General features: G+C 30.9%; 6 protein-coding genes. 3 read left to right on the top strand and 3 right to left on the bottom strand.

Translation table 11 applies throughout. The features are described from left to right. Positions 1 to 132, bottom strand: a 132-nt coding sequence (locus DIU01_RS00645) for a VOC family protein (RefSeq protein ID WP_290831349.1), incomplete at its 3' end; no start/stop codon positions are given. 149 nt (positions 133 to 281) lie between these two features. Between DIU01_RS00645 and DIU01_RS00640 the strand changes: the two genes are divergently transcribed. After that, positions 282 to 2,426, top strand: a complete 2,145-nt coding sequence (locus DIU01_RS00640; protein ID WP_290831336.1) for a TonB-dependent receptor — start codon at positions 282 to 284, stop codon at positions 2,424 to 2,426. A gap of 1 nt (position 2,427) precedes the next feature. Here DIU01_RS00640 and DIU01_RS00635 read toward each other — a convergent pair whose 3' ends face one another. Together DIU01_RS00635 and DIU01_RS00630 are read right to left on the bottom strand one after the other, a co-directional pair. Further along, positions 2,428 to 2,724 (bottom strand): type II toxin-antitoxin system RelE/ParE family toxin, encoded by a 297-nt coding sequence (locus DIU01_RS00635; RefSeq protein ID WP_290831335.1) that lies wholly within the window; start codon positions 2,722 to 2,724, stop codon positions 2,428 to 2,430. Next, positions 2,717 to 2,959, bottom strand: a complete 243-nt coding sequence (locus tag DIU01_RS00630) for a hypothetical protein (protein WP_290831334.1) — start codon at positions 2,957 to 2,959, stop codon at positions 2,717 to 2,719. Before DIU01_RS00630 ends, DIU01_RS00635 begins: the two co-directional genes overlap by 8 nt. Positions 2,960 to 3,140: 181 nt before the next feature. Here DIU01_RS00630 and DIU01_RS00625 point away from each other — a divergent pair, with 181 nt between their 5' ends. Both DIU01_RS00625 and DIU01_RS00620 read left to right on the top strand, forming a co-directional pair. Further along, complete coding sequence (locus tag DIU01_RS00625) at positions 3,141 to 3,767, top strand: hypothetical protein (RefSeq protein WP_290831333.1); 627 nt, start codon at positions 3,141 to 3,143, stop codon at positions 3,765 to 3,767. A gap of 143 nt (positions 3,768 to 3,910) precedes the next feature. Further along, positions 3,911 to 5,254 carry a 2TM domain-containing protein gene (locus tag DIU01_RS00620; RefSeq protein ID WP_290831332.1) on the top strand — a complete coding sequence of 448 codons (1,344 nt, stop codon included), beginning with the start codon at positions 3,911 to 3,913 and terminating at the stop codon, positions 5,252 to 5,254. Positions 5,255 to 5,261: the final 7 nt, after the last annotated feature.

Genomic DNA, 5,261 nt, shown 5'->3' with positions numbered 1-5,261 from the left:
ATAAGAATCGCGCTCTTTTCGAAAAACTTCTGCAACAATTTTGAAACCTAAAATTTCGGTATAAAATCTTTTAGAAATCTGATAATCAGAGCAAATTATGGCGATATGATGAATTTTATTTAAGTGTATCATTATTTTAATAAAGTTACAAATTTACAATTTTTACAAATGAATTTTAACGTAGTTTACAATTCATCCACGTAATTCTACAATTCAGTAAAAACAAGTTTATAATTGCAATAAGTTACTGCAACTTTGCTTCATCAAAAACCAATCAACAAATGAAAACAATAATTACATTTTTAATCGCACTAATTGCAACGTTAGGATTTTCGCAAGCTACAATTTCTGGAAAAGTAGTTGATGAAAAAAATAATGCTATCGCTGGAGCAAATATTTTTATCGATGGAACTTATGATGGCGCAACTTCCAATGAAAATGGTGAGTTCACTTTTACAACTTCAGAAACTGGAACAAAAACATTGGTAATTTCTTTTCTTTCGAATGAAACTCTGAAAACGTCAATTGAAATTGAAAACTATCAAAGTAAAACATTCAAACTAAAAGAAAGTATGAATTCGTTGGATGTTGTAGTCATCAACGCAGGAACTTTTGAAGCTGGAGATAAATCTAAAAACACCGTTTTAAAACCACTAGATATTGTTACAACTGCTGGTTCTAACGGCGATATTGTTTCTGCATTGCAAACTTTACCCGGAACCCAAACCGTTGGCGAAAGCGGAAGACTGTTCGTTCGTGGTGGTGAAAGTGATGAAACTCAAACTTATGTTGACGGAATTCGAGTAGCGCAACCTTTTGGCTCAACAACTCAAAATTTACCAACTCGTGGACGATTTTCACCATTTCTTTTTAGTGGAATTTCGTTTTCAACTGGTGGTTATTCTGCCGAATATGGTGAAGCTTTATCAAGTGTTTTATTGTTGAATACAACTGATATGGCAACAGAAAACAAAACCGATATTTCTTTTATGACTGTTGGTTTAGGTGTCGCAAATACTCAAAAATGGAAAAAAAGTTCGCTTACATTTAACACAGCTTACATAGATTTGGCTCCATATCAAGTAGCGATTCCGCAAAATGTAGATTGGAATAAAGCGTTTCAATCACTTTCTGGTGAAGTTGTTTATCGTTATGAATTGGAACGAGGATTATTTAAATTATACGCAGCTTTTGATGCATCACGTTTTGATTTAAATCAGGAAAGTATAAATTCTGTTGCCAAAACTAGAGTCGATTTGAAGAATAATAATCTTTATGTAAACGCTTCATACAAAGGAAGTTTTGGTTCTAATTGGCAATTAACATCTGGTTTAAGTTATGGTTTAGGAAACAACAAAATTGGTTTGGATAATCAACTGATTGATAATACAGAACATGCATCTCATTTGAAATTAAAACTAAGAAAATCAATATCTGATAGAGTGAAATTGTCATTTGGAGCCGATTATTTTACTACAAAATTTGATGAAAAATATTCGTTTATAACTAATCAAACAGGTTACAATTCAAATATTGCAGCAGCATTTACAGAAGCCGATATTTTCTTTTCTAAAAAATTGGCAATGAAAGTAGGAGTTCGAGCTGTAAATAATGATTTGTTAGATGAAACTTCCATTTCTCCAAGAACTTCAATTGCTTATAAAGTGAGTAAATCAAGTCAGTTTTCGTTTGCTTATGGCGAATTTGAGCAAGCGCCAAGACAAGATTATTTAAAATTTAATTCCGATTTTAATAATGAAAGAGCATCGCATTATATCTTGAATTATCAATATAATGAAGGCAAACGCACTTTTAGAACAGAAGTTTACTTTAAAGATTATAAAGATTTGGTAAAATATGACACACAAATTGCACAATACGATTCGAATTATAACAACAACGGATTTGGTTTTGCTAAGGGATTAGATGTTTTTTGGAGAGACAACCAATCGGTAAAGAATTTAGAATATTGGGTTTCGTATTCTTATATCGATACTAAACGTGATTATAAAAATTATGAAGGCGAAGTTACTCCAAGTTTTGTAGCCAAAAATAACTTTTCGATAGTAACAAAATATTGGATAGACGATTGGAAATCAAGTGTTGGATTATCTTACAGTTTCAATTCTGGTCGTCCTTACGATGATCCAAATGAGATGGATTTCATGAACGGAAAAACTAAAAATTACAATAACGTGAGTATGAGTTGGGCCTATTTGTTAAGTCAGCAAAAGATATTATTTATCTCAATAAGTAATATTTTAGGAACAGAAAACGTGTTTGGCTACGAATATGCAAACTCACCAGATTCAAATGGAGTTTTTCAAAGAAAAGCAATAATTCCAACTGCAGATCGATTCTTCTTTGTCGGATTCTTTTGGACAATAAGTGATAATAAAAAAGACAATCAGTTGAATAATTTGTAGACTAGAATTTTAATGTATCAGGATTTTGACGTGTGTCATACAATCTTAAAATTTCAATTCTTGCATCTGTTTCTCTGTAATAAAGTGTGTTTTGCTTCGTCACGACACACTTTCTTATTTGTAGTTCAAGGTTTAAATAAGGAAACTGATTTGGGTTTTTATGAATTAAATCAATGCAAAAATCCAGTTTAGAGATGAATTTTAGACAAACGGTATTGTTCCAACGATTTTCCAAATATTCAAGTAATTTGGCAAAATCTTCCTCAGCATGCGAAGACCATTTTATTGGTTTACGCATATTTCTTTTTGTATTTATCCATGATGGTTTTATGGTCAATTCCTTCAGAAGAATTCATTTCTTCAATAGCATCAATTAGCCCATTTTGTTGAGATTTTGATAATGAATTCCATTCTTCAGTATCATTTTCTTTATTTATGAAATTAACAAATAATCCATAAACTTGTTCCAATTTGGATTTGTCAAGAGTATCAATTTCTCTAAATAATTTTAATTTTAATTCTGCTGAACTCATAACTGTATTTTTACCAAATTTACAAAAAAAATCATTTGTTTACAATTCATCCCAAAAAATCAACATTTCAGTAAGTATAAATTTCACAGCACATACAAACACAATACTTTTACATCAGAATTAAGAACAAGAGTTTTAATCATCAATAAAAAATCAATAATAATTTTAAAAATTAGAAATCATGACCAAAATTATCACAACATTAGTAGTATTTTTAGCATCAGTTTTAACTGTAAATGCACAACAGTATGAGCAAGGAATGGGAAAAGCATTCACAACTTGGAGAACAGGAAACGCAACAGAAGCGTCAGCTTTATTTGAAAGAATTGCATCGGTTGAAAAAACAAATTGGTTACCAAATTATTATGTAGCTTTAGTAAACACAACAGAAGCTTTCAATCCAGCAAATGCTAAAAACGCTACAGCTTTAATCAATAAAGCACAAGCAGCTTTAGATGCATCAGAATTAATTTCGCCAAACAATGCGGAAATTCTAATTATGCAAGCTATGATCAACACCGCTTTAATCGTTCAAGATCCAATGACGAACGGAATGAAACTTTCGGCACCAACCATTGAATTGTATGAAAAAGCGTTAAAATTGGCTCCAGAAAATCCAAGAGCTGTTTTCGGAAAAGCAGATTTTGAAATAGGTGGAGCGCAATATTGGGGAACAGACACCAAACCAATGTGTGAGCAAGTTGCAAAATCTATCGAATTATTTGCTAAATTTAAACCAGAATCACAGTTTCATCCATCTTGGGGTTTAGACAGAGCGCAAGAAACATTAAAAAACTGTGGTAAATAGTTTGTAGTAGCGAATGGTTCGGGCTTTTTCGACAAACGCATTTCCTGCTTTTCGTTACAATCTTTCTGTTTTTAAAGAAAAAACAAAAAGGATTTTCACTACAATCAGGGCTAATTAATAATCCATTTGAATAGAAATTAAATATGATAACCAAATTAATCAAAGAATTACCAAGAGCTCTTTTCATTTCTGTTAGTATCTTTTTAGTTCTAGTAATCATAAGATTCTTATCGGGAGTTCGAATTGAATTGAACTCAAGTTTATTAATCAATTTTGGTTATTCAACTTTATACAGTTTCATGTTGTACTATGCAAATGCTATTTTATTCATGAAACTTGATGAGATTTTTAGCAAAGAAAGGTTCAATAGAAAAAGAATTTTAATAGGTTTTACAGGTTCATTTATAATTTCGGTTGGAGTAATCTTTTTACTGAGAATTTTTGAAGATGTAATTATTGAAGGAAGTTCATTTGCTTTATTTTTTGAAAAAGAAAAGTTTAGTAATTATCTAGTTACCATTGTAATAACATTTGTAGTTACACTTGCTTTTCATGCATTTTACTTTTACAAAGCTTACCAGGAAAGCCGTTTAAAAGAACAAAAGATAATCGCTGGAACTGCGAATGCTAAATTTGAAAGCTTAAAAAACCAAATCGATCCGCATTTTCTTTTCAATAGTTTGAATGTGTTGAGTTCGTTAATCGAAGAAAACCCAGAAAATGCGCAACGTTTTACAACATCATTATCTAAGATTTACAGATACGTTTTAGAACAAAAAGACAAAGAATTAGTAACTGTTTCAGAAGAATTGGCTTTCGCAAAAACGTACATGAATTTGCTAAAAATGCGATTTGAAAACAGTATAACATTCGAATTACCTGAGAATTTTGATAATGCAGATGCCAAGGTAGTTCCTTTGTCATTGCAATTATTGTTAGAAAATACCATTAAACACAATGTGGTTAGCGAAAACAAACCACTTCACATCAAAATTTATATAAAAGATAATTTTTTAGTAGTTGAAAATAACCTGCAAAAGAAAGAAGTTTTACAAGATAGAAAAGGAGTCGGACTTCAAAATATTGTAAGTCGATATGCAATTCTATCGCGCCGAAAAGTCTTGATTGACGAGAACAAAGAGGCTTTTGCAGTTTATTTACCTATTTTAACAAAACAAATAAGCATCATGGAAACATCAAATACATACAACGAAAATACTTCTTACTTGAGAGCAAAAGAACGAGTAGAAAAGTTAAAAGGATTTTACGGAAATCTAGCATCATATTGCTTAGTGATTCCAATATTAATTATCATAAATCTAAACTCGCCACACAAATTTCAATGGTTTTGGTTTCCAATGTTGGGTTGGGGTTTGGGATTAACTTTTCATGCTTTTGAAACCTTCGGATTTGGTAAAAATTGGGAGGAAAAGAAAATTCAAGAAATATTGAATAAACAAAATGATACAAACAATAAATGGAACTAATTATGGA

Origin of the sequence: Flavobacterium sp., from assembly GCF_003525665.1 — a bacterium.
Classification (GTDB): domain Bacteria; phylum Bacteroidota; class Bacteroidia; order Flavobacteriales; family Flavobacteriaceae; genus Flavobacterium.
This window is presented reverse-complemented; position numbering and strand designations above follow the sequence as displayed.